The sequence below is a fragment of the Salinicola endophyticus genome, assembly GCF_003206575.1.
In the GTDB taxonomy this organism is placed as follows: Bacteria; Pseudomonadota; Gammaproteobacteria; order Pseudomonadales; family Halomonadaceae; genus Salinicola; species Salinicola endophyticus.
Genome location: NZ_PZJO01000005.1, coordinates 233,979 through 258,770 on the forward strand (window position 1 = coordinate 233,979; position 24,792 = coordinate 258,770).

Annotated in this window: 13 protein-coding genes; 11 read left to right on the forward strand and 2 right to left on the reverse strand. The window is 67.5% G+C overall.

The window, feature by feature from the left end:
- Positions 1-85 precede the first annotated feature (85 nt).
- The 10 genes from DOM66_RS13345 (at position 86) to glgB (ending at position 19,623) form a co-directional block, all read left to right on the forward strand.
- Positions 86-1,369, forward strand: a complete 1,284-nt coding sequence (locus tag DOM66_RS13345) for an efflux RND transporter periplasmic adaptor subunit (RefSeq protein WP_232825142.1) — start codon at positions 86-88, stop codon at positions 1,367-1,369.
- Positions 1,369-4,548, forward strand: coding sequence for an efflux RND transporter permease subunit (locus DOM66_RS13350; RefSeq protein ID WP_110674574.1), 3,180 nt, complete (start codon positions 1,369-1,371; stop codon positions 4,546-4,548). The genes DOM66_RS13345 and DOM66_RS13350 overlap by 1 nt, the downstream gene beginning before the upstream one ends.
- 484 nt (positions 4,549-5,032) lie before the next feature.
- Positions 5,033-6,526 carry a glycogen synthase GlgA gene (gene glgA / locus DOM66_RS13355; RefSeq protein WP_245392439.1) on the forward strand — a complete coding sequence of 498 codons (1,494 nt, stop codon included), beginning with the start codon at positions 5,033-5,035 and terminating at the stop codon, positions 6,524-6,526.
- A complete protein-coding gene (locus DOM66_RS13360) occupies positions 6,523-7,812 on the forward strand; it encodes an alpha amylase C-terminal domain-containing protein (protein WP_110674572.1) in 1,290 nt (429 codons plus the stop codon). Before glgA ends, DOM66_RS13360 begins: the two co-directional genes overlap by 4 nt.
- The gene (gene treZ, locus DOM66_RS13365) at positions 7,809-9,635 is read left to right on the forward strand and encodes a malto-oligosyltrehalose trehalohydrolase (protein WP_110690528.1); all 1,827 of its coding nucleotides are present in this window, start codon (positions 7,809-7,811) and stop codon (positions 9,633-9,635) included. Before DOM66_RS13360 ends, treZ begins: the two co-directional genes overlap by 4 nt.
- On the forward strand, positions 9,632-11,734 hold the full coding sequence (malQ, locus tag DOM66_RS13370; protein WP_110690529.1) for a 4-alpha-glucanotransferase: 2,103 nt from the start codon (positions 9,632-9,634) through the stop codon (positions 11,732-11,734). The genes treZ and malQ overlap by 4 nt, the downstream gene beginning before the upstream one ends.
- Entirely contained in the window at positions 11,731-14,403 is a 2,673-nt protein-coding gene (treY, locus tag DOM66_RS13375) for a malto-oligosyltrehalose synthase (RefSeq protein WP_110690530.1), read from the forward strand. The genes malQ and treY overlap by 4 nt, the downstream gene beginning before the upstream one ends.
- A 177-nt stretch (positions 14,404-14,580) precedes the next feature.
- A complete protein-coding gene (locus DOM66_RS13380; RefSeq protein ID WP_110674568.1) occupies positions 14,581-15,018 on the forward strand; it encodes a DUF2934 domain-containing protein in 438 nt (145 codons plus the stop codon).
- Positions 15,019-15,135: 117 nt separating this feature from the next.
- Positions 15,136-17,358, forward strand: coding sequence for a glycogen debranching protein GlgX (glgX, locus tag DOM66_RS13385; RefSeq protein WP_110674567.1), 2,223 nt, complete (start codon positions 15,136-15,138; stop codon positions 17,356-17,358).
- A 42-nt stretch (positions 17,359-17,400) separates the two neighbouring features.
- On the forward strand, positions 17,401-19,623 hold the full coding sequence (gene glgB, locus DOM66_RS13390) for a 1,4-alpha-glucan branching protein GlgB (protein WP_110690531.1): 2,223 nt from the start codon (positions 17,401-17,403) through the stop codon (positions 19,621-19,623).
- A gap of 223 nt (positions 19,624-19,846) precedes the next feature.
- On the opposite strand, the gene treF is transcribed toward glgB, so the two are convergent.
- Together treF and DOM66_RS13400 are read right to left on the reverse strand one after the other, a co-directional pair.
- Complete coding sequence (treF, locus tag DOM66_RS13395; protein ID WP_110690532.1) at positions 19,847-21,406, reverse strand: alpha,alpha-trehalase TreF; 1,560 nt, start codon at positions 21,404-21,406, stop codon at positions 19,847-19,849.
- 39 nt (positions 21,407-21,445) lie between these two features.
- Complete coding sequence (locus DOM66_RS13400) at positions 21,446-22,210, reverse strand: SDR family NAD(P)-dependent oxidoreductase (protein WP_110674563.1); 765 nt, start codon at positions 22,208-22,210, stop codon at positions 21,446-21,448.
- Between the two features lie 262 nt (positions 22,211-22,472).
- Between DOM66_RS13400 and DOM66_RS13405 the strand changes: the two genes are divergently transcribed.
- Positions 22,473-24,680, forward strand: a complete 2,208-nt coding sequence (locus tag DOM66_RS13405; RefSeq protein ID WP_245392440.1) for a mechanosensitive ion channel domain-containing protein — start codon at positions 22,473-22,475, stop codon at positions 24,678-24,680.
- Positions 24,681-24,792 lie beyond the last annotated feature (112 nt).

Consider the following 24,792-nt stretch of genomic DNA (forward strand, 5'->3'; position numbering starts at 1 on the left):
CCATTCATTGGCAAGTTTACATTCATGTATGTATGCCTGTAAGCTCGCCACATTCCCTTAGGCACTCTTTCCAGGACGGAGACTCATGCGCCCTACACTCATGAATCGCCCCATCGGTATCGGTGGCGCGATATTGCTCTCGCTCGTACTGTCCGCCTGCGGCGGCGACGAGTCATCCAGTGCCAGCGACAAGCAGCAGGGGCAGCAGAAGCCGCCGACCCAGGCCCAGGTGCTGGATGTCAAGGCGCGCGACATCGGGCTGTCCAAGACCTATCCGGGCATGATTCGCAGCGACCAGGAGGTCACGGTGATGGGGCGGGTCGAGGGCATTCTCGAGGCGCGTCACTACCGCGAGGGCAGTCTGGTCGAGAAGGGCGACAAGCTCTTCACCATCGAGCCCGCGCCCTACGAGGCGACCGTCGAGCAGCGCCAGGCCGATGTGCAGAGTGCCCAGGCCGAGCTCTACCGGGCGCAGCGTGATGCCGAGCGCTACGCGCGCCTCTACAAGCAGAACTCGGTCAGCCAGCAGCAGCGGGATCAGTCCCAGGCCGATCTGCGCACGGCCCAGGCGTCGGTGGCTCAGGCCAAGGCGGCGCTGGACAGCGCCCAGATCAATCTGAGCTATACCCAGGTCAATGCTCCGGTCAGCGGCATGATCAGCTTGAGCGAGGTCAACGTGGGCAATCTGGTGCGACCGCCCCAGCAACTGGCCACGATCACCCCGCTCAACCCCATCGAGGTTCGCTTCTCGCTGCCCGCCGACGACGCCTTCGCCCTGCGCCGCCAGCGTCAGCGCGGCGCCAAGGAGGCTGACGCCGCGGTGCTCACCGCGCCGTCCACCGGCTCGGCCACGCGCGAGCCGCTCAAGCTCTCGGGCGAGCTCGACTTCCTCGGCTCGCGGGTCGACGAGAACACCAGCACGGTCCAGGCCGAAGCCACCTTCCGCAATCAGGATGGCCTGTTCCTGCCCGGACAGTTCGTGCGCGTCACCCTGCCCAACGTCAAGCGCTACGGCGTCTTCGCGGTGCCTGCGGTGGCGGTGACCGAGGGGCTCAAGGGGCCACAGGTGTACATCGTCAATGCCGACGGCAAGGCCGAGGCGCGCTTCGTCTCGCTGGGCGAGGTCGCTGGCGACTGGCAGATCATCACCCAGGGGCTCGACAGCGGCGACCGGGTGGTGGTGTCGGGCATCGGCAGCATCTCGCCGGGTGACAAGATCGACCCGCAGCCGTTCTCCGGCAGCGCCGAGGACCCCCAGGACAAGGCCGGCGAGAACCCCTCGCAGAAGGCTGATGCCAAGGGTGGCGAGGGGGCCGAAGGGAGTCAGGACAAGGCCCAGACCGATGGCGGCCAGAACGGAGCCAACTGATGAATTTCTCCAGCGTATTCATCAGGCGGCCGATCTTCGCCACGGTCATCTCGGTCATCATCATCCTGATCGGTCTGATGGCGATGCGGACCCTGCCGATCGAGCAGTACCCGCAGGTGGTGCCGCCGACGATCAGCGTCTCGGCGACCTATCCCGGGGCCAGCGCGCAAACGGTCTCCGATACGGTGGCGTCGACCCTGGCACAGGAGATCAACGGTACCGAGAACATGATCTATCTGACCTCGTCGAGTTCCGACAGCGGTCAGATGTCGATGAGCGTCTACTTCAAGATCGGGACCAACCCGCAGACGGCGCAGATCAACGTCAACAACCGGGTGCAGCAGGCGCTCTCCAAGCTGCCCAGCGAGGTGCAGGCCCAGGGCGTGACGGTGGAGCAGCGCGCTTCCAGCGTGCTGATGTTCGTCGCCGTGACGTCGTCCAGCGACGCCTATGACTCGCTCTATCTGACCAACTACGCCAACATCAACATCACCGATGCGCTCAAGCAGCTGCCGGGGGTGGGGCAGGCTGAGGTGCTGGGCAGCCAAGAGTTCGCCATGCGCATCTGGCTCGATCCGGACAAGCTGGCGCAGTACGACCTGACGCCGGCCGAGGTGTCGGCGGCGATCCGCGCCCAGAACGCGGTGGTGGCCGCGGGCAAGATCGGCGCCGAGCCGCAGAGCGACCCCTCGCCCTACACCTACACCATCACCACGGAAGGGCGCTTCAGCAGCGCCGCTCAGTTCCGCAACATTCTGCTGCGCACCAATCCCGACGGCTCTTCGCTGCGCCTGAGTGACGTCGCCCGGGTCGAGCTGGGCAAGAACACCTACGGCATCCAGGGCTACGTCAACAACAAGCCGATCGCGCCCATCGCCATCTACCTCCAGCCCGGGGCCAATGCCCTCGACGTGGCGCGTGAGGTCAAGAGCGAGATGGCGACGCTCAAGAAGCGGTTCCCGCCGGGGCTGGACTACGAGATCCCCTACGACACCACGCTGTTCATCGACGCCTCGGTGCAGTCGGTGGAGCACACCTTCATCGAGGCGCTGCTGCTGGTTGCGGTGATCGTGTTCGTGTTCCTGCAGAGCTGGCGTTCGACGCTGGTGGCGATGTCGGTGGTGCCGATCTCGGTGGTGGGCACCTTCGCCGGGATGTATCTGCTCGACTTCTCGATCAACCTGCTGTCGCTGTTCGGGATGATCCTGGCGATCGGGATCGTGGTCGACGATGCCATCGTGGTGATCGAGAACGTCGAGCGCATCATGCAGGAGGACGAGGAGGCCACGCCCTTCAGCGCCGCGTTGGAGGCGATGAAAGAGGTCTCGGGCGCCGTCATCGCGACCTCGTTCATCATGACCGCGGTGTTCGTGCCGGTCGGCTTCATGGGCGGTCTCACCGGACAGATGTATCAGCAGTTCGCGATCACCATCGCCATCTCGGTGGCGATCTCGGCGCTGGTGGCACTGTCGTTCACGCCGGCGATCAGTGCGATCTTCCTGCAGAACCATCAGCGTATCCGTGAATCCAAGCTCATCCGTGCGATCAAGAAGCCCTTCGCGTGGTTCAACAAGGGCTTCGAGAAGGTCACTGACCTGTTCATGGCGATCACCAACTTCCTCATTCATCAGCTGTGGCTGGTGGTGGTGGGGCTGGTCGGGGTCGGCGTGCTGTCATGGATGATCTACGCCCAGTTGCCCAGCGGCCTGCTGCCCACCGAAGACCAGGGGGTGGCGCTGGCCTCGGTGTCGCTGCCGGCGGGCGCCTCGGTGTCGCGCACCGACGCCTACATCCAGGAGCTGAGCACTCGCCTGCGTGAGGAGGTGCCGGGGATCAACTACGTGGTCGGCATCCCCGGTTTCGACATCCTGTCGAGCTCGGCCAACACCGCCAAGGGTACGGTCTTCGTGACCATGAAGCCGTGGTCGCAGCGCAGCGTGACCGCGGACCAACTGATCGGCAAGATCATGCAGATCGGGGCCCAGATCCAGGGCGGCCAGACGATGGCCTTCAACATGCCGCCGATCCAGGGGCTGTCGCCCACCGGTGGCTTCACCGGTTACCTGCAGTCCTACGGCGGCGACTCGCCGCAGCAGCTGGCGGCGGCGGCCGGCAAGATCATGCAGGCGGCCAATCAGCGCCCCGAGATCGGCCAGGCGTTCTCGACCCTGGATGTCAACGTGCCGGTCTATCGCGCCACCGTGGATACCGACAAGGTGCGCAGTCTGGGTGTGGATATCTCCGATCTCAACACCACCCTGGCGAGCACCTTCGGTAGCGCCTTCGTCAACTACTTCACGCGATCCAGCCGTAACTTCCAGGTCTATCTGCAGTCGGAAGACGACTTCCGGCGCAACCCGGAAGACATTAGCAAGGTCTATGTGCGCGGCGGCGACGGCCAGCGGATCCCGCTCTCCGAGCTGGTCACGCTGACCCGTGAGAATGCGCCCACGGTGCTCCAGCGCTACAACGTCTACCCTGCGGCGCAGTTCGCCGGCGGGCCGGCGCCGGGCTACAGCTCGGGCCAGGCGGTCCAGGCGATGCAGGAGGTGGTGGAACAGACACTGGGCTCCGACTACGCCATGGGCTGGTCCGGGGAGGCCTATCAGCAGGCCAACGTGGGCACCGCGGCGACCCTGGCGCTCTCCTTCGGCGTGGTCATGATGTTCTTGATCCTGGCCGCCCAGTACGAGAGCTGGACGCTGCCGCTGGCGGTGGTCTCGGCGGTGCCGTTCGCCTTCATCGGCGCCATCCTGGCGGTGCAGCTCGCGGGGCTCAGCACCAGCGTCTACCTGCAGGTGGGGCTACTCGTGGTGGTGGGGCTGGCGGCCAAGAACGCCATCCTGATCGTCGAGTTCGCCGAGCAGCAGCGCAAGCACGCCGGGCTCTCGGTGATCGAGGCGGCCAAGGTGGCGGCACGCCAGCGTTTCCGGCCCATCGTGATGACCTCGCTGGCGTTCATCGGCGGTACCCTGCCGCTGGCGCTCGCCTCCGGGGCCAGCGCGGCGAGCCGGCAGCAGATCGGCACACCGGTGGTCGGCGGGATGATCTCGATCACCGTGCTGGCGACCGTGTTCGTGCCGGCGGCCTATGTGCTGATCATGCGCGTGACGCTGTGGCTCAGTGCCAAGCTCAAGCGCCGGCACGAGGGCGCTGACGCCGACGGACAGCGCTCGTGAGACAGCGCCGGGCGGGGTCGCTGACGCGCCCGGTGCACTCGATGACGTATCCGTACCTGCGCCGAACGCCAAATCGGCTACGCTGAAATAGAGGCAACCTCCCATGGAGGTTGCCTTTTTTCTTGCGCGTGCCACGGGCGCCGATGACGCAGGCAAAAAAGACGTTTTGACGCTCCCCCCGGTGCTGCCTTATACCTAGTAGGGACCGCCGTCACGCGGACATCGTCAGGGTGTCACGTCAATGCGCTATTGGTCTGGCTAGCACGTCGCGGTGGGTGGGCTAACGTCGGTTATCGCGACAGCCGTGCGCGGGCCCGCAGGATCAAGGTGCGGCCCAGGTCGTCAATGCAGGCTGACGCAGGTGTTCGGGAGGCTTTACATGGTAAAGGCCGCGGTTCAGGGAAGGAGAGCCCAAAACGATGAGCCGAGCGAGCGGCCACACCCCCGCGATCTAGTGCCGCGCGGGCCAGGTACGCAGACCCCCTTGCCGCGATTGCGGCCGGTCGCCCCCGGACGCGACCGGCGTGTTCTGTTCGTCACCACCGAGATTGCCGATTTCATCAAGGCCGGCGGACTCGGCGACGTCTCCGCCGCGCTGCCGCGTGCGCTCAAGCCGGGGTACGACGTGCGCGTGCTGATGCCCGGCTACCGGCAGATTCTGAGCGCCGGCAAGCCCATCGTGCGGGTGGCCCAGCTGCCCGCCAGCCACGCACTGCCGGCCTGCGATATCGGGCGTCTGGTGTGCGACGACGGGCTGATCATCTATCTGGTGCTTTGCCCATCGCTCTACGATCGTGACGGCAACGCCTATGGCGACGACTTCGGCGTCGGCTGGGCCGACAACGACATCCGCTTCGCGCGTCTGGCGCTGGCCGCCGCCGCGATCGTCAATGATCCGGCACTGCTCGAGTGGCAGGTGGATCTTCTGCATCTCAACGATTGGGCCACCGGGCTCACCGCCGGCTATGTGCGCTGGCTGGGGCGGCGCTACGTACCTTCGGTCTACACCATCCACAACCTTGCCTACCAGGGTGTGTTCGGGGCCGATCGCCTGGAGCCGCTGGGCATCCCGCCGAGCGCCTTCCATATCGATGGCGTCGAGTACTACGGCCAGCTCTCGTTCATGAAGACGGGGCTCTCCTACGCATCCCATGTCACCACCGTCAGCAACAACTATGCCCGGGAGATCACCACCCCCGAGTTCGGCTGCGGGCTGGAGGGGCTGCTCGCCAAGCGCGCGCTGGAGGGGCGGCTCAGCGGCCTGCTCAACGGGATCGATGATCGCTGGGACCCGCGCCACGATACTCACCTGGCACCTAACTTCGGCATCAACGACTGGCACGGCAAGCGCGCCAACACCCAACGCGTGCGGCGCATGTTCGGGCTCGACCCGAGCGGCGGCCCGCTGTTCGCGGTGGTCTCCCGGCTGGTGTCGCAGAAGGGGCTCGACCTCACCTGCGAGATCGCCGATACCCTGGTCGCTGCCGGCGGCCAGCTGGTAGTGATCGGGCGCGGCGAATATGCCATCGAGCAGTCACTGGTGGCGCTGGCGGGGCGCCACCCCGGCCAGATCGGGGTCAATATCGGTTTCGACGAGGGCGAGGCGCGCCAGATCTACGCCGGCAGCGACTTCCTGCTGATGCCGTCGCGCTTCGAACCCTGCGGCTTGAGCCAGCTCTATGCCCAGCGCTTCGGGTCGCTGCCGATCGCCCACCGCACCGGCGGCCTTGCCGACACCATCCAGGATGGCATCAACGGGCTGCTGTTCGACGAGATGACGCTGGAGGCCTATCGCGCCACACTGCGCCGCGCCTTCGATCTGTTCCACGCCACCGATCTGTTCTACGCCATGCGCCGCGCGGCCATGGCCGGGCGCCTGCACTGGCGCCAGGCCGTGGTGCCTTATCGCCGGCTCTACGCCGAGCTGCTGGCGGAGACCTCTCCCGCCAGCAGCAGCGACCACGGCAGCGCCCGATGAGCGGCGTCGGGAGCGGTGCGGCGTCCACCGCCGCGGCCTACGACTTCGGCGCCCTGCGCTGGTGGCTGATGGCGTCGATGGCGCCGCCGCCGGGGGTGCCCGACGACACCGACTGGCGCTGGGACGACGGCGACTGGATGCGGGTGCGCGGAGCGCGACACCATGGGGATCTGCCGCTCGCTTTCTACTGTCTCGATGCCGCCGAGTGGTACGCCTCGCGTTTCTCGCCGCCGCTGCGCTGGGACGCGCTGATCCAGGAACTGGTGCCCTACGTGGCGGATCTCGGCTTTACCCATGTCGCCTTCGACGCGGCGCTATTGGCCGAGCGTGATGCGGTCATTCGCAGAGTGGTCGAAACCTGTCATATCGCGGGTGTCGGGGTGGTGGTGAGCCAGCCTGTCACCACGTCTCAGAGCCTCGAGCGCTGCCGTCGGCTGCACGTCGATGGCGTGCATACCCCGACGGATGGCACGGAGGCCGGCCACTGCCGGCTATTCGTCGATGACGGTCGGGCGGATGTCACTCTCGTTTTCCAGCCCGCCTGGCAGGCGGCACTGAGCGACTATCTGGCGCGTCCGCCACTGGCGCGCTGCCGCCATCACGCTGAGTGGATCGCGGCGCTGACGCCTTCTTCCAGGGGGCGTGGCCTGCTGGCACAAATGCCCGCCCCGGAGGTGCCCCTGGGGGCGTGGCGCCAGCGCGTGCACGGTGACGCCTGGCAGCGTTTCGCCAACCTGCGGGCGGCGCTCGGCATGATGTGGGCGCTGCCCGGCGAGAAGTGGCTGGGGATGGGCGTCGAGCTGGGTCAGGTGCTGGCCGAGCGCTTCCCCGAGGCGATCCACTGGCCGCTGCTGTTCGAGAGCCGGCACGCCGGCATGCTGCGGCTGGTGGCCGACCTCAACCGCCTCTACGTCAACGAGCCGGCGTTGCAGATCCGCGACGACGGCGACAACGGTTTCGAGTGGCTGGTGCCCGACGATGGCCACAACAGCGTGGTGGTGTTCGCGCGGCAGGCCGACAGCGGCCATGCGACGCTGATCTGCGTCAGCAACTTTCAGGCCTGCGTGCACCAGACCTATCGCTTCGGTGTCCCGGCCGGCGGGCGCTGGCGCGAGATCTTCAACAGCGACAGCGTCTTCTACGCCGGCAGCAACGTGGGCAACGGGCGCAGCCTCAAGGCCCTTCCCGAGCCCAGCCATGGTCAGGCGCAGTCGCTCACGCTGACGGTGCCGCCGATGGCCACGCTCTTTCTGCGCCATGAAGTCTGGCATGGAGACACCCCATGAGTACGCCCTCCGCCGTGCCTCCGCCGGACGCCCGTGTCGATACCTTCGTGCCGCGCTACGGCGCCCACCCCGATGCCGCGGGCGGCGTCTCTTTCCGGCTCTGGGCGCCGAGCGCCGATCGGGTGCTGCTGGAGTGCGAGGGACAGGTGCCGGTCGCGATGACGTCGGCCGAGGCGGGGGAGTTCGTCGCCCGGCTCGACTGCCCGGTGGGCAGCGCCTACCGCTACCGGGTCTTCGTCGGTGACGACGACACCGGGCTGGCGGTGCCCGATCCCGCCTCGCGGGCGCTGCGCGATGGGGTCGACGGCTGGTCGCTGGTGACCGACCCCAGCGCCTACACCTGGCAGCACCCGGCGTGGCGCGGCCGGCCCTGGGAAGCGTGTGTGATCTACGAGGTGCACCTCGGCGCCATCGGCGGCATGGCCGGGCTGGTACGGCGACTGCCGCAGCTGGTCGAACTCGGGGTCACGGCGATCGAGCTGATGCCGCTGGCCGAGTGTCCGGGTACCCGCAACTGGGGCTACGACGGCGTGCAGCCCTACGCCGTGGCCTCCTACTACGGCACCCCGCAGGCATTCCAGGCGCTGGTGGACGCCATTCACGATCACGGCCTGATGGTGTTCGTCGATGTGGTCTACAACCACTTCGGGCCCGATGGCAACTTTCTACCCCACTATGCCAAGGCATTCTTCCGTGACGATGTGGCCACGCCCTGGGGCGCGGCGATCGATTTCCGTCGCCCTCAGGTGCGCCGTTTCTTCATCGATAATGCGCTGATGTGGCTGCTCGACTATCGCGTCGACGGCCTGCGCTTCGATGCGGTGCACGCCATCGGCGATCGCGACTTCCTGCTCGAGATGGCCACGACCCTGCGCACCCGGGTCGGCGGTGAGCGCCATGTTCATCTGATGCTGGAGAACGAGCACAACCAGGCGAGCCTGCTCGGTGGGGAGGGCTACAGCGCCCAGTGGGCCGATGACTGGCACAACGTGATGCATGTGCTGCTGACTGGCGAGGCGGAGGGCTACTATGCCGATTTCGTCACCGACGCCACGGCCAAGCTCGCCACTGCGATGGGCGAGGGTTTCGTCTTCCAGGGACAGGCCACGCGCAAGGGTGAAGCGCGCGGTGAGCCCAGCGCCTGGTTGCCGCCGACGGCCTTCATCGACTTTCTGCAGAATCATGACCAGATCGGCAACCGCGCCCTCGGTGAGCGCCTGAGCCAGCTGGCCGATGCCGATGCGCTCGCCGCCGCCACGCTGCTGCTGCTGCTGTCGCCCAAGATTCCGTTGCTGTTCATGGGTGAGGAGTGGGGGTCGCGGCGCCCTTTTCTGTTCTTCACCGACTATCACGATACGCTGGCCGATGCGGTGCGTGAGGGGCGGCGGCGGGAGTTCGCCGAGTTCGGTGCCTTCGAGGACCCGGCCCAGCGCGAGCGTATTCCCGACCCCAATGCTCAGACCACCTTCGCCGACGCCTGTCTCGACACGGCCGAGGCCGAGCGCCCCGAGCATCGCGACCAGTGTGAGCGCCTCACAGCCTGGCTGGCGCTGCGCCACGCCTGGGTGGTGCCGCGTCTGGCCGGTGCCCGGGCGCTGCGCAGCGAGGTGATCGGTGACGCCGCGGTGGATGCCTGCTGGCAGCTGGGGGATGGCAGTACCCTGCGTATCGCCATCAACCTGGGGCCGGCCGCGGTGAACCTCGCCGCGCCGGTGCCGCTGCTGGTCGCTTCGCACGCCGACGTGGCCGCGGCGCTTCGTGCGGAGCAACTGCCGTCCCGGCGCTGCGCGGTGTGGTTGGATGCTCGGGAGACCACGGCATGAGCGCGCACGGCGCGGAAGCGGCGGCGCTCGAGACGTTGGCCGAGGCGGTCGGATTGATCCTCGCGTGGGAGGCCAGCGACGGCAGCCACTGCACGCTCGATGCCGAGCGTCAACGCCAGATGCTGGCACGGCTGGGTTGGCCGGCGGCAGATGCGGTCGAGGTGAACGCAAGCCTCGCCCGCTGGCGCGCGCAGAGTGCGCCCTACGCCTGGCCCGCGCTGCCGCCGCTGCTGATCGCCGATGCCGATGTGGCTTTCCCGATGCCGCTCACGCAGGCCGCGGGGTTCGGCTTCAGCCTGCGCCTGGAGAGTGGCGAGACGCTCAGCGGCGAACTCGATGCGACAGGCTGTCTGCCGCCCATCGATGCCTGCGGCTATCACCGCCTGACCCTGTTCGGCCGCGACGGGGAGCGGCTGACACGGACCCTGGCGGTGGCGCCCGCGCGCTGTTTCACGCCCGCCGACGTGCGCGCCGAGGGGGCTGCGGCCCGGCTCTGGGGGGTGGCGGTGCAGCTCTACTCGCTCAGACGTGAAGGCGATACCGGGATCGGCGATCTAAAGGCGCTCGACGAGTTGTGCATCGGTCTCGCCGGACAGGGCGCGGATGCGGTGGCGGTGAGTCCGATCCATGCGCTGTTCGCCGCCGATCCCCAGCGTTACAGCCCCTATGCCCCCTCCAGCCGGTTGTTCTACAACGTCTGGCACGCCGCCCCCGAGTGCGTCTTCGATGCCGCCACCGTGGCCTGGGCGGCGGCGCCCGAGCGCGAGTCTTTGGCCCAGCGCTCGCAGGCCGCGCTGATCGACTGGCCGGCCAGCGTCGCGCTCAAGCAGGCCCAGCTCGAGCGCCTCTACCATCACGTGATGGTAGCGGAGGAAGCCCAACACTGGCATGCGCAGTTCGAGGCTTTCTGCGAGCGTGGCGGGGAGGCGCTGGAGCGCCACTGTCGTTTCGAGGTGCTGCAGGCCGAAGCCAAGGAGCGTGACTGGCGCCGCTGGCCGCCGGCGTGGCGTGATCCGCTTAGCGCCGAGGTGGAGGCCTTCGCCGATCGCCATGTTGAGGCGGTGCGCTTTGCCGCCTTTCTGCAGTGGTTGATGGCGGCCGGGCTCGAGCGGGTGCAGCAGCGCGCACGCGATGCCGGCATGGGAATCGGGCTGATCGCCGATCTGGCGGTGGGGGTCGATCCCTGCGGCAGTCAGGCGTGGAGCTTTCCCGGCGAGCTGCTGACCGAGTTCAGTGTCGGCGCGCCGCCGGATGCGTTCAATGCCCGCGGCCAGGATTGGGGTGTGGCGGCTTTTTCGCCGGCGGGACTGGCGAGCTCCGGCTACCAAGGCTTCATCGCCATGCTGCGGGCCGGTTTCGCCCACGCCGGCGGGTTGCGTATCGACCATATCCTGGGACTGTCGCGGCTGTGGCTGATCCCCCAGGGCGAGTCCGCCGACCACGGCGCCTATCTGCGTTTTCCCCTCGACGACCTGCTGCGTCTGGTGGCCCTCGAATCCTGGCGCCACCAGGCGATCGTGATCGGTGAGGATCTGGGCACGGTGGAGGCGGGTCTGCGCGACAAGCTTGCCAGCCGCGGGGTGCTGGGTATCGGCGTGCTCTGGTTCGAGCGCGATGGCGGCGACTTCCCGCCCGCCTCGGCCTGGCGCCAGGGCGTGCTGGCCACCACCACCACCCACGACCTGCCGACGGTGGCGGGGTGGTGGCAGGGGCGCGATCTCGACTGGCGCGAGCGACTGGGGCTGTTCGCTGATGGCGAAACCCGGGCGGCACTCGACGCCGAGCGCGCACGTGACCGGGCGCGGCTGGCCGCGGTCTGTGGCGTCGCCGACACTTCCGCGCCGGCGACGGTGGTGGATGCCGCGCTCGGTCACATCGCCGCCACCCCGACCCCGCTGACACTGCTGCCGCTGGAGGACCTGCTGGCACTGACCGAGCAGCCCAATCTGCCCGGGACCCTCGATGAACACCCCAACTGGCGCCGCCGGCTACCGCTGCCGGTGGCGCAACTGGTGACGCAGGAGGCGCTGCGGCGCCGCCTGGCGCAGATCCACGACCTGCGCGGTCACGCCGGGTCCCGACAAGGAGTGTCATCATGAGACCGATCCGGGCCACGGTGCGGCTACAGCTGCACGCCGGGTTCGACTTCGCCGCCGCGCGCGCCCAGGTCGACTATTATGCCGCGCTCGGCGTCAGCCACTATTACCTGTCGCCGATTCTCGCCTCACGGCCCGGCTCGACCCACGGCTACGATGGCGTCGACCCGACCCGCATCGATCCCGAGCTGGGCGGCGAGGCGGGGCTAGCGACACTGGTCGAGGCGCTGCACGCCCGCGGCATGGGCATCGTCGCCGACATCGTGCCCAACCATCTGGCGATCGGCGTGGACAACCCCTGGTGGCAGGATATGCTCGCCCGCGGCCGCGCCAGTGAGTTCGCGCACTGCTTCGACGTCGACTGGGGCCGCGCGGATCTCGACGGCAAGCTGCTGCTGCCGCTGCTGGGCGAGCGCTATGTGGACGTGCTCGCCGCGGGGGAGCTGACGCTCGGCTGGGCGGAGGCGGCGCAGCGCTTCGAGGTGCGCTATCACGAGCACCGCTTTCCCATCGATCCGGCCCACAGCGCGGCGCTGATCGCACTGGGCGGGGCCGAGGCGCCCGATCCCGATCTCAGCGCGGCGGATGTGTTCGAACCCGAAGCGATCCAGGCGGCGCTGGCGGCGTTCGACAGTCGTCACGAGAGCGGCCGCGCGCGGCTGCATGCGCTGCTCGAACGCCAAGCCTATCGGCTGGCCTACTGGCGCAGCGGTAACGATGCGCTCAACTGGCGGCGCTTTTTCGATATCACCGAGCTGGCCGGGGTGCGGGTCGAGGATTCACGGGTCTTCGCACTGTGCCACGACACTGTGCTGGGGCTGGTGGCGCGGGGCTGGATCGATGGCCTGCGTGTCGATCATATCGATGGTCTGGTCGATCCCCGCGGCTATGGACTGCGCCTGCGCGAGTGTCTGGATGCCATCGCCACTCAGCGCGGTGAGGCGCGCATTCCGCTTTATGTGGAGAAGATCCTCGCCGGCCACGAGGCGCTGCACGCCGACTGGGGCGTCGACGGCACCACCGGCTATGAGTTTCTCGACACGGTCTCCGGGGTGCAGCACGACCCTGCGGGCGCGGCGCCGTTCGGCGCCCTGTGGCGCGAGGTGAGCGGACGCAGCGGTGATTTCGCCGCCGAGGTCGCCGCGGCCCGCGGCGAGATGCTCGCCGGCCCCCTGTGCGCCGAGTTCGAGCGCTGTGTCGCCGCCCTCGACATCCTCGCGCGCCAGCAGCCGGCGACCCGCGAGCTGAGCACACCGGCACTGCGCCGCGTCCTCCAGGCGCTGGCGATCTGTTATCCGGTCTATCGCAGCTACGCCGATCGCCATGGCCGCCCGCAGGCCGACGCTGCCGACTTCGCCCACGCTCTCGAGGGAGCCCGCGCCCGGCTCGACGCGGCCGATGCCGCCTGGCTGCCGACGTTCGACGACTGGCTCGGCGGGGTGGCACCGGCGACGCTCGAGGCGCCCAGCCAGGCGCTGCGCCTGCGCGCTATCGCCACCTTCCAGCAGCTCACCTCGCCGCTGGCGGCCAAGGCGGTGGAGGACACCGCCGGCTATCGCAGTGCGGTGCTCTTGTCGCGTAACGACGTCGGCTGCGAGGGAGCCCACTTTGCTTACCCGGTATCACAGCTGCATGCGGCCAACCGCGTGCGATTGGCACGCTTCCCGCACAGCCTGCTGGCGACCGCGACCCACGATCACAAGCGCGGCGAGGACGTGCGCGCGCGCCTGGCCGCGCTGAGCGAGTGCCAGGATCTGATCCCTCGGCTGCGTGAACTCGCCGATGATCCGCGTCTGGGCGCGGGCGCTGCGGGTGTCAGCGGCGGTGATCGTCTGATGCTGTTGCAGATTCTGCTTGCGGCCTGGCCCCTTGGCCTGGCTGCCGATGACGATGACGGTCTGGCGGCGTTTGCCGAGCGGGTGGCGGCGTGGCAGCAGAAGGCGCTACGCGAAGCCAAGCTGCATAGCCACTGGTTGGCCCCTGACGCCGCCTACGAGGAAGCCGCGGCAGCAGCGGTGCAACGTGCCCTGGATGGCGGGCAACTGACGCGGGATGTGGCGGCGCTGGCGGCGGCGCTCGACCTGCCCGGCGCGATCAACGGCCTGGCCCAGACCGCGCTCAAGCTGTGTGCCCCGGGGGTGCCGGATCTCTATCAGGGCACCGAGTTCTGGGACCAGTCGCTGGTCGATCCAGACAATCGTCGCCCGGTGGACATGCCCGCACGGCGCACGGCGCTGAGCGCCGACGCCACGCCGGTGGTGGCCTGGGCACAGTGGCGTGATGGTGCGGTCAAGCAGGCGCTGATTCGGCGCCTGCTGGCGCTGCGCGCCGAGTGGCCGGCGCTGTTCCTCGACGGCGACTATGTGCCCCTCGGGGTCACTGGCCGGCGTGCCGATCATGTCATCGCACTGGCCCGCCGTAACGCTGACGCCACCCTGGTGCTGGTGGTGCCGCGCCTGCCGCGAGCGCTGCTGGCTGCGGCCGATGGCATGGAACTGGCCTGGGACGATACTCGGGTCGAGCTCGCCGCGCTGGGGCTCGATGGGCCCGGCACGGCGTGTCTGACCGCGACATCCGCGCCGGCCGATGGCCTGACGCTGGCGACCCACCTGACCGACTTTCCCTGTGGTGCCTGGCTGTGGCGTGACGCGCCGACATCCGGAACGCCATGAGGGCGGCCTCCCGCGCCAGACCCGCTAAGCTGATAAAGCGGATGGCCGCGCCAGGCCACCGACCCATGTTCACCGCGAGGCAGGGATCGCCTCATTTTTCGTCAATCCGCATATAGAGGGTGTTCAGAAAGTCGACGAGGAAGGCATTTTGTGAGCACCCTCTAAGGAGACATCGTCATGAGCAATCGGGAGCAGAGAGTCAGAATGCTGGCCTACCGGATCTGGGAGTCGGAAGGACGACCGGAGGGGCAGGGGGAGCGCCACTGGGCCATGGCAGAGCGTATCGTCGAGGCCGAGAATGCGCGTGAAGAGGAGCAGGAGTGGGAGCCGGCGCACGATGAGTCGCCCATCTTCGAGGGTGAGGAGCTGCCGCTGGAGGCTGACGAGCAGGGCATCGACGAGCAGCGACTGCCGTTGGACGACCCCGAGACCGAAGCGCTGAAGGAGGAGGATACCGGCGTCGAGGTACACCCGGCCGAGCCGCCGGCGAAGCCCGCGCCGCGCAAGCGTAGCGCCAAGAAGCCCGCCACCAAGCCGGCGGCCGACGCCGATGCGGCGGCCAAACCCAAGACGCCGCGCTCACGCAAGCCGCGCAAGCCCGGCGACGGCGCTTGAGGCCGGCGACACGTACGCTGAGATCGAGGCACATCCGATCGCGACAACGCTGGCAGTCGAATCGACGAGCGCAGACAGTATCAAGACAACGCCCACGGTTCTCCCGGAGAGTCATGCATGAGACAGGATGAGTACGAGAATGGCGCCCGGTTCGAGGTCGACCTGCGCGGCGGAGAGGCAGAGAGCAGTGGCATCGCGATCCAGGGCGGTGTGGTGCAGAGTTCGCGTATTCAGGAGGGGCTACCGTATCCGCTGGGGGCGAACTGGGATGGGCTGGGCGTCAACTTTGCCCTGTTCTCGGCCCACGCGACCCGGGTCGAACTGTGCTTGTTCGACGAGCGCGGCGAGCACGAGGTGGAGCGCATCTCGCTGCCCGAGTACACCGACGAGGTGTGGCACGGCTATCTGCCCGACGCGCGGCCGGGCCAGCTCTACGGCTATCGCGTGCATGGCCCGTATGACCCGCAGGCCGGGCATCGTTTCAACCCGAACAAGCTGCTGATCGACCCCTACGCCAAGCAGCTGGTGGGCGAGCTGGTGTGGGACGATGCCCTCTACGGCTACACCATCGGGCACGAGGAGGGCGATCTGAGTTTCGACGAGCGTGACAGCGCACCCTTCATGCCTCGCTGTCGAGTGATCGATCCCGCCTTCACCTGGGGCCGCTCGACCGAGATCCTGGTGCCGTGGAGCGATACCCTGATCTACGAGACCCACGTGCGCGGCTATACCATGCGCCACCCGGCGGTGCCCGAGGAGCTGCGTGGGACTTTCTCGGGGCTGGCGGTGCCGGAGGTGATCGACTATCTGAAGTCGCTGGGCATCTCGTCGCTGGAACTGATGCCGATCCACGCCTTCGCCGATGATCGCCACCTGCAGGAGAACGGGCTGCACAACTACTGGGGCTACAACAGCCTGGCTTTCTTCGTGCCGCACCCGCGCTACATGGCGACCCATCGCATCAGCGAGTTCAAGCAGATGGTGGCGCGTTACCACGCCGCCGATATCGAGGTGCTGCTCGACGTGGTCTACAACCACACCGCCGAGGGCAACGAGATGGGGCCGACGCTCTCGCTGCGCGGCATCGACAACGCCTCCTACTACCGCCTGATGCCCGACGAGCTGCGCCACTACATCAACGATACCGGGACCGGCAACACCCTCAATCTGTCCCACCCGCGGGTGCTGCAACTGGTCACCGACTCGCTGCGCTACTGGGCCCAGGAGATGCGGGTCGACGGCTTCCGCTTCGATCTGGCGACCATTCTGGGGCGCGAAACCCACGGTTTCGACGAGGGTGGCGGCTTCCTCGACGCCTGCCGCCAGGACCCAGTGTTGTCGCAGTGCAAGCTGATCGCCGAGCCCTGGGATTGCGGCCCCGGCGGCTATCAGGTGGGCAAGTTCCCGCCGGGCTGGGCGGAGTGGAACGACCGCTTCCGCGATGACATGCGGGCCTTCTGGCGCGGCGACGAAGGACGTCTGGCGGCCTTCGCCAACCGTCTCACCGCGTCGGCCGATCTGTTCGATCACCGCGGGCGCAAGGCGTTTTCGTCGATCAACTTCATCACCGCCCACGACGGTTTCACCCTGCGCGATCTGGTCAGCTACAACGACAAGCACAACGAAGCCAACGGCGAGGAGAATCGCGACGGCCACGACGACAATGTGTCGTGGAACCACGGCGTCGAGGGCGAGACCGATGACCCTGAGATCCGCGCGCTGCGCATGCGTCAAATGCGCAACCTGCTGGCGACGCTGATTCTCTCCCAGGGTACCCCGATGCTGCTGGCCGGCGACGAGTTCGCGCGGACCCAGGGCGGTAACAACAACGCCTACTGCCAGGATAGCGAGATCGGCTGGGTCGACTGGAATCTCTCGGACGAGGGGCGCGAACTGCTCGACTTCACCCGTCAGTTGATCCGCCTGCGCCGGCAGTATCCGATCCTGCAGCGAGGCCGTTTCATGAACGGCAAGCGCAACGAGTCGCTCGACATCAAGGACGTCACCTGGCTCACCCCGGCGGCGGAGGAGATGACGGTCGATAACTGGCACGACGCCGACGCCAAGGCGATCGGGGTGATCCTCAACGGTCACGCCCAGCCCACCGGGATCTGCCGGCTCGGCAACGACATCACGGTGCTGCTGGCGCTCAATGCCGGCGACGAAGACTGTGATTTCGTGCTGCCGGCGGTGCCGGGTGGCAGTGCCTGGGTGCGGCGCATCGATACCTTCGACCCGGCGGCGGCGGACGTGCGTTGTGATGTCGGTAGCGAATATCGGGTCGCCACGCGCAGCCTGTCGCTGTTCGAGCTGCAGGAGAGCGACGATGCTGCGACCTGATCCGCTAAGGTGCTCTAGGGCGCGAATCGACGAGGAGTCTGCATGAGCCGTCGCGAAGAGAGTCATGCCCGGGCAGCGCATGCTGCGGGCCTCGCTGCCGCCGACCTGGAGGCGCTGGCGCGTGGCACCCTGGCCAATCCGTTTGCGCTGCTGGGGCCGCACGCGCGGGACGATGGCCAGGTCGACGTGCGTGCTTACTTGCCCGGCGCCGAGTCGGTCACACTGGTCTGCAGTGACAGTGATCACTCACTGGGGGCGTGCCGAGAGGGCCCCATCGAGGGGCTGTTCGTGGGCGAGCTGGCGGCGCCGAGCGACTACCGCCTGCGCATTCGCTGGCCCGACGGTGAGCAGGTCACCGCTGACCCCTACGCCTTCCCGCTGCTGCTGGGCGATATTGATCTGCACCTGCTCGGCGAGGGGAATCATCGGCGCCTGGGCGAGTGTCTGGGGGCCCAGGTGATGACCTGCGACGGCGTCCTCGGGGTACGTTTCGCGGTATGGGCACCCAACGCCCAGCGCGTGGCGGTGGTGGGCGATTTCAACGGCTGGGATACGCGCCGTCATGGCATGCGCTGCCGCTACCCAGCGGGGGTGTGGGAGATCTTCATTCCTGCCATCGGTGCCGGCGAGCGCTACAAGTTCGCGCTGATCGACGTCAATGGCGAGCCACTGCTCAAGGCCGACCCGGTGGCGCTCTCCACCGAGGCGCCGCCGCTGACCGCTTCGGTGGTGGCGGACGCCACGCCCTTCGACTGGGGTGACGACGCCTGGCTGGCAAGCCGCGGCGAGCGCCAGGCGGCCGACGCCCCGATCTCGATCTACGAGCTGCATGTTAGCTCGTGGCGCAAGCACGGCGGTGAAGAGGGCGAGATCTACCGCTGGCCCGATCTGATCGACACCCTGATCCCCTACGTTGTGGAGATGGGCTTCACCCATATCGAGCTGATGCCGATCATGGAGTATCCGTTCGGCGGCTCCTGGGGCTACCAGCCGCTGTCGCTGTTCGCGCCCAGCGGGCGGTTCGGCACGCCGGCCGAGTTCGCCGCCTTCATCGATGCCTGTCACCGCGCCGGCATTGGCGTGCTGCTCGACTGGGTGCCCGGTCACTTCCCCTCCGACCCGCATGGGCTTGCGCGCTTCGACGGTACCGCGCTGTACGAGTATGCCCATCCGTTCGAGGGCTATCACCAGGACTGGAACACCTATATCTACAACCTGGGCCGGCGCGAGGTGCATGGCTTCATGCTCGCCTCGGCCCTGCACTGGCTGCGGCATTTCCATCTCGACGGGCTGCGCGTGGATGCGGTCGCTTCGATGCTCTATCGCAACTACTCACGGCGCGAGGGCGAGTGGATTCCCAATCACCACGGCGGTGCGGAGAATCTGGAGGCGATGGGCTTCCTGCAGCATCTCAATCAGGTGGTTGCCGAGGAGGTGCCCGGTGGCGTGGTGATCGCCGAGGAGTCGACCGCCTGGCCCGGGGTCACCACATCGGTGGCGCAGGAAGGGCTGGGCTTCAGCTACAAGTGGAACATGGGCTGGATGCACGACACCCTGAGCTACATGAGCCACGACCCGCTCTATCGCCGCTACCATCACGACCAGCTCACCTTCGGTCTGGTCTACGCCTTCAACGAGCGCTTCGTGCTGCCGATCTCGCATGACGAGGTGGTGCACGGCAAGGGCTCGCTGATCGACAAGATGCCCGGCGACGATTGGCAGCGCTTCGCCAACCTGCGCGCCTACCTCGGCTTCATGTGGCTGCATCCCGGCAAGAAGCTACTGTTCATGGGCTGCGAGTTCGCCCAGGGGCGGGAGTGGAGCCATGACCGCGAACTGGACTGGTGGCTGCTGCGGTACCCCAGCCATGCCGGTATTCAGCGTCTGGTGCGCGATCTCAACACCCTCTACCGCGAGCGCCCGGCGCTGCACGCCCGTGATACCGAGGCGTCGGGGTTTCGCTGGGTGATAGGCGACGATAACGTCAACAGCGTGTTCGCCTGGTGGCGTCTGGACGGCGAAGGGCGGCGGGTGCTGGCGGTGGCCAACATGACCCCACGGACGCTGACCGGCTACCGCATCGGCGTACCCACGGCGGGGCACTGGACCGAGCGCTTCAATTCCGATGCCGGGCACTATGGCGGCAGCAATGTCGGCAACGCCGGCGGCCTCGAAAGCGAAGCGACGGCCTGTCACGGTGAGGCGCAGTCGCTGGTGCTGACGCTGCCCCCGCTGGCGGTGATCGCACTGCTGCCACCGGCGTGAAGCTGGCCCGGGCCGTTCCCCGGCCCGGGTGAGCGCTACCGCGCTCCGCGGTTCGTCATAGATCCTAGGTTTTGTACGAAAAGTCAGCGAGCGAAGGCAAGACAAGGCAAAAATCGGCGAAAACGCGGAGTTTACGCGGTGTAAATGAGCATTTTTGACCGGGCTGGCGATCCAGCCGATTTTTAACGCCGTATTGCCGAGCGCAGGTAGTTTTCGTAAGGGCCTAGCCGACGACCATGCCGTCGCGCTGCGCCAGCAGCGCCCGGGTGACGCCGTTGGTCCAGCCGAAGCCATCCTGTAGCGGGTACTCGCCGCCGCAGGCGAACTCCGCCCCGGGGTAGAGCACGTACTTCTCCACCAGCTTGTGTTCCCGCTGATAAAGATCGTAGACCAGTGACAGCCAGCGCTCGGTCAGATCCTCAGCCACTTCGTGGAAACCGTAGTGGCGAAAGCCCTCGATCGCCATCCACTGCAGCGGCGCCCAGCCGTTGGGGTGGTCCCACTGCTGGCTGCTGTCGTTGATCTCGGTGGTGACCAGTCCGCCAGGGGCGAGCAGGCGCTGGGCCACCACGTTGACCACGCGTTCGGCCTGGCCAGGCGAGGCGAGCTGCAGGTAGAGCGGCACTACGCAGGCCGCGGTGAGGTGAATGCTGCGGCAGCCGCGCTGCCAGTCGTAGTCGTAGTAGGCGCCACGCTCCTCGCACCACAGATAGCGGTCTATCGCCATGCGCCGGTGCTCGGCACGCTCGCGGTAGTGGCCGGCCTCGGACTCCTCGCCGACATCGGCGCACAGCTGCCCGAGCAGATACTCGAGATGGTAGAGCAGCGAGTTGAGCTCGACCGGAAGGAAGGCGGTGGTGCGGATGGTGTGCAGCTCGCGGGTATCGTCCAGCCAGCGGCCGCTGAAGTCCCAGCCGCTCTCGGCGCCGGCGCGCAGATCACGGTAGACCTGCTCCGCCGGGCGCGGCGAGGCCTGGGCCAGCTCGTAGTCCTCACGATAGGACTCCTCGCGCGGGGTGGCGCGGTCGTCCCAGTGGCGGTTGAGCCAGCACTCGTCGTCCAGGCGCACGCAGCGGCGGTGGGTCTCGCCGGGCTTGAGCTGGGCCTCGCCATGCATCCAGAAGGCATACTCGCGCTTGAGCTGCGGCAGGTAGTCCACGGCGCGGCGCTGGCCGCGCTGCTCGAGTAGCGACACCATCATCGAGAACAGCGGCGGTTGCGAACGGCTCAGGTAGTAGCTGCGATTGCCGTTGGGCATGTGGCCGTAGCGCGCGATCAGGTCGGCGCAGTTGTCGGCCACCGCGCACAGCAGGTGATCCTCACCGCTGGCGGCGAGCCCCAGCATGGTGAAGTAGGAGTCCCAGTAGTAGAACTCGCGAAAGCGCCCGCCGGGTACCACGTAATCGTGGGAGAGCGACAGTAGCGACGACCACAACGGATGCTCGCGGGAGTTACGCGTGAGCACCGGCCACAGGCGGTCGATATGGGTCACCATGTCGTCGCTGGTATCCGCCTCGTAGCCGCTGCAGGCGATCGGGTCCTCCTCGAAATGGGCGTCGACGAAGGCGCGCAGATCGAAATCGGGGTTGTCGCGTTCGGCTTCGTAGGCCTGCATGATCTGCTGCGGCGGCACACGCGGCACGCTGTCGGCGAAGGTCTTCGAATCCTCGAACAGATGCGCCAGCGCGACCGCTTCGAACAGCTCGCCGAAGCGGTCGTGGGGGGTGACAGCGGCATCGTGGTACGTATCCCTGTCGGTGGTGGCCTGGAGGCTTGTCGGCATCATCGGTCCTCTGCGGCACGCTGAACGGTAGAAGTGATTCTACTCTTCATACTGCCAAAGTAGCCCCCCGTCTACCGGCAAGGAGGCACCGGTCATGTAATCGGCATCCTCGGAGGCGAGAAATGCGACCACGCCGGCGACATCCTCCGGGCGTCCGAGGCGGTTGAGGGGGATATTGCCGAGCAGATGCTTGAGCTTGTCGGGGTCCTCCTCGAGGGCGCTGTTGATGGGGGTCTTGATCGCCCCGGGAGCGACGCCGTTGACGGTGATCCCCAGCGGCGCCAGCTCGATCGCCAGATTGCGCGTGAGCATGCGCATGCCGCCCTTGGCCAGGCAGTAGCTGGTGAAGCCGGGGAAGGGGAGATCCTCGTGTACCGAGCCGAGATTGATCACCCGCCCGCCACGGTCGACGCCGCGCAGATAGCGCACGAACGCCTGGGTAGTGAAGAACACGCCCTTGAGATTGGTGTCCAGCACCTTGTCGTAGTCCGCTTCGGTCACCTCCCAGAAGGGGGCTTCGATCTCCAGTCCCGCGTTGTTGACCAGAATGTCGAGCCGCCCCAGGGCCGCTACGCTGTCGTCGATCAGTCGGCGGTTGGTCTCCACCTGGGAGATATCGCCGGTGACGATGGCAGCGCGGCGGCCGTGCCGGCGCACGCGCTCGGCGGTCTCCTCGGCACGCTCGGAGGGGCTGCTACCGCTGACCACGATGTCGGCGCCCTCCTGGGCCAGGCGTTCGGCGATGGCGCGGCCGATGCCCTGGGTGCTGCCGGTGACCAGTGCTACCTTGCCTGCGAGACGCATGTGCTGCTCCTGCTATTGGGGGGATCGAGTGTGGTGCGGGGGCGTGAGATGTCGCGCGGAGCCTGTCTGCGCCGCCTCGCCGCTGTGATGGCGTGTTGCCTGGATTTGAAGATAGAGCATCCGTGCCGATGACGCGGTGCCCCGGTGTGGCGCCGCGACGGGCTGGCGGCGTTGTCCGCGCGGCGCGCGGATAGCATGATGTGGGCCGGAAGAGATGACCACAGGAGTCACCGTGAGAGCATGGATACGAGGGGGCTTGGGTGTGCTGATCGCGCTGCTGGTGGCGCTGAGTCAGCCGGTCATGGCGCAATCCCTGGCCTCGCTGGTCGGGGCGGAAGAGAAGCGCGCGGCAACGCCGCAGGCGCCCAGTCCCCAGGAGCTGGAGAGTTCGCTGGATCAGATCATCGCCACGCTGGAGAACAGCGAGCAGCGCCAGGCCCTGCTGGCGAGCCTCAAGCAGCTGCGCCAGGCGACCGCCGCCGAGGCCCAGACCGAACCTGCCAGCGGTGGCTTGTTGGGGGCGCTGGCACAGTCTTTCTCGGTGCTCGAGCGTGACGGTCTGAACAACCCGATCAACTACTGGGGCTATCGGGTCGATCAGGCCGGCAACGATCTGAGCCGCCTGTGGGGCGACGGCAGGCGTGTCCCCATGGCACTGCTCGATCTGCTCTGGGTCACGGCGCTGTGGGTCGGTGTGACGCTGGCGGTGTCGGCGTTGTGGCGCGCCCTGGTCAGGCGGTTGGGGCTGCCTTGGGCGTTGCCGCAGGAGCCTACCACCTGGATGCTGGTGCGGCATCTGGCGCGGCGAGTGGTGCCACTGGCGCTGGGGTTCGGGGTGGCGCTGGTGGCGGTGCATCAGGCGACCTCGGATACCATCGGTGTCACCCTGGCCATGGTGATGGCCTACGTCACCCTGTGCGGCGCGGTCTTCGCGGCGGTCTGCGAGATCGTCTTCTCGCTGTTCGGCAGTGGGCATCGCCATACCGCGCTGCGCATCCTGCGCCAGCGTGGAGCTCCCTGGCTGTTCGCCCTTGGCGCCCTGGTGGCGCTGGGCGATGCCTCCAACTCGGCCGCCGTAGTGGAGCCGTTGGGGCGTGGACTGATGGCCTTCGTGTCACTGCTCGCCAACGTCTGTGCGGCGCTGCTGCTGGCCGCCTTCGTGCTGGTGTTCCGGCGGCCGTTCCGGCATCTGATGCGCAACCGGCCCTATACGCAGCGCCAGGAGCGCCGCGCCACCACGGAGATGCTGCGCCTGTTCAGCCGCGTCTGGCACATTCCCATCCTGGTCATGGTGGCGGTGTCGCTGATTGCCATGGTGACCTCGGCGGAGGATTCGCGTAGCGCCTTTTTTCGCGCTCTGGTGACCGCGGGCATGATGATCGCCACGTTGGTGGTCTCCGGGCTGATCCACCGTCAGCGTGAGAAGACCCAGGAGAAGCGGGTCTCCGAATATACCGCGCGGCTGGTCCGCTTCGGCTTCACCCTGGCCCACCTGCTGGCCTGGATGATCTTCCTCGAGCTGGCGATGCGCGTCTGGGGAACTTCGCTGTGGGCGGTGGGCGGCAGTGCCGGTATCGGCCAGCAGATCGCCCGCAGCCTGCTGGGGCTGGGACTGACCTTCCTGGTTGCCTGGCTGGTCTGGATCCTGGCCGACACCGCAGTCCAGCACGCCCTGCGCAAGAGCAGCCGGCGCCACGGCCGCCGCGCCAACGCCAGCGCCCGGGCGCAGACCATCACGCCGCTGCTGCGCAATACCATCTTCATCACCATCGCGGTGATCGCCGCCATCATTGCCCTGGCCAATCTCGGCGTGAACGTGACCCCCCTGCTGGCGGGGGCCGGGGTGATCGGCCTGGCGGTGGGCTTCGGTGCCCAGACCCTGGTGCAGGACCTGATCACCGGGCTGTTCATCCTGATCGAGGATTCGCTGGCGATCGACGACTTCGTCAACCTCGGCAATCACCTGGGTACGGTCGAGGCGCTGAGCATTCGTACGGTGAAGCTGCGCGACCTGGACGGGATCGTGCACATCATCCCGTTCAGCCAGATCCAGGGCATCCAGAACTACTCGCGCGAGTTCGGCATTGCGCTGCTGCGTATCCGTATCGGTCACCACATGAAGATCGACGAAGCGATCGAGACCGTGCGCAGCATCGCCGACGAGCTGCGCAACGACCCGATGATGCGCCACCACATCTGGTCGCCGCTGGAGGTGCAGGGGATCGAGAGCTTCGACGCCGGCGCCGCCATTCTGCGCATACGCATGCGCACTGCGCCGGTCATGCAGTGGGATGTGGCGCGGGCGTTCAATCTGCGCCTCAAGCAGCGCTTCGACGAGCAGGGAATCGACCTCGGCATGCCGCGCATGAGCGTGGTGATGGAGGAGAGCCGCGCGGCGCGGGACGACACGCAGCCCGACGCCCGGCAGCCGGAGGCGATCACCAACCCTGGCGTGCCCGATCCGCCGTGAGCGCCGGCCAGGGCGAGGCGCTCACCCGGGCCGGCCCGTCGCGACCCGGGATGGCGCGATGTGGTTTGGCCAAAGTCGTGTTGCGGTCATGGAGTGAAAGGTAAATAATCGC